Here is a 1,207-nt window from a genome sequence, read left to right as displayed (position 1 = left end):
GAGATCCTGGACGGGCTCCACCGCGCCGCCCGGGGCCACGGCTATGACGTGGTCCTCTCCGCGGTCACCGGCTCCCGACCCGAGGAGGACGCCGTCGAGGCCCTGCTGCGCGACCGGTGCGAGGCCCTGGTCCTGCTGGGCAGCGCCCTGCCCCAGAACCGCCTCGAACAGATCAGTGCGACGCTGCCGGTGGTCTCCGCCACGCGGGCCTGCGACGCCGAGTCCCTCGACAGCGTGGCCGCCGACGACCACCGCGGCGCCGTCCTGGCCGTGGAGCACCTCCTCGGCCTCGGGCACCGGCGGATCGCCTACGTCGACGCCGACCGCGAGGCCGGCGGAGCCCGGCGCCGGGCCGGCTATCTCGCGGCCATGGCGTCGGCAGGCCTGCACGCCGGGGTGCAGCTCGTGCCCGGCGCCGCCTCGGAGGCCGGCGGCGCCGCGGCGCTCACCCGGGTCCTGGCCCTCGACCCCGCCCCCACCGCCGTCATCGCCTTCAACGACCGCTGCGCCGCCGGAGTGATCGGCCAGGCCCGCCTGCTGGGCCGCTCGGTGCCCGGGGAGCTCTCCGTGCTCGGCTTCGACGACTCCGACCAGGCGTCCCTGCCCTACCTCGACCTCACCACCCTGGCCCAGGACCCCGACCTGCTCGCGCGCACCGCCGTGGACCTGGCGCTGCGCCGCCTGGAGGCCACCGCGGAGGGCGCCCCCGTGACCGGCGAGCACGTCGTGCTCCCCACCCGGCTCGTCGCCCGCACCAGCACGGGTCCCTGCCCGCCGGCGTCCTGACGCCACCGCGGTACCCGTCCGCCCAGCCGGCCGGGGGCAACCGCCGGGTGCCCGGGCCGCGCCGCTCCGAGGTCGCGGCCCTGGCCGGGGTGAGCGTGGAGCACGACGCCGAGCTCGAGCGCGGGGCGATCGCCGGCGCCTCCTCCTCGGTGCTGGAGGCGGTCGCCGCCGCCCTGCGCCTGGACGAGACCGAACGGGCCCATCTGCTCGACCTGGCGATGCGGGACCTGACGCTGGCCTACGAGGAGCTGGCCGTCACCGCCGAACCCGGGCACGTCCTCCTGATCTGCACCGCCGAGCCCGGCTCGCCCTCGGCCGAGCGGCTCCGGCTCCTCGCCTCCTGGGGTGCCGACCAGCACGCCGCCGTCCCCGGGCCCACGCGTCCCTGAGCGCTGTCGTCCCACGGCACCGGTGCGAGGAG

The 1,207-nt window shown here is 77.7% G+C and carries 2 protein-coding genes; both read left to right on the top strand.

Annotation, left to right across the window (positions count from 1 at the left end; genetic code table 11):
* A partial coding sequence (locus ACFU0Y_RS18205) for a LacI family DNA-binding transcriptional regulator (RefSeq protein ID WP_380216381.1) occupies window positions 1–786 on the top strand: 786 nt, incomplete at its 5' end.
* A gap of 47 nt (window positions 787–833) precedes the next feature.
* Entirely contained in the window at window positions 834–1,175 is a 342-nt protein-coding gene (locus ACFU0Y_RS18200) for a hypothetical protein (protein ID WP_380216379.1), read from the top strand.
* Window positions 1,176–1,207 lie beyond the last annotated feature (32 nt).

The organism is Kocuria sp. NPDC057446 (assembly GCF_042802875.1).
Taxonomy (GTDB): Bacteria; Actinomycetota; Actinomycetes; order Actinomycetales; family Micrococcaceae; genus Kocuria.
This window is presented reverse-complemented; position numbering and strand designations above follow the sequence as displayed.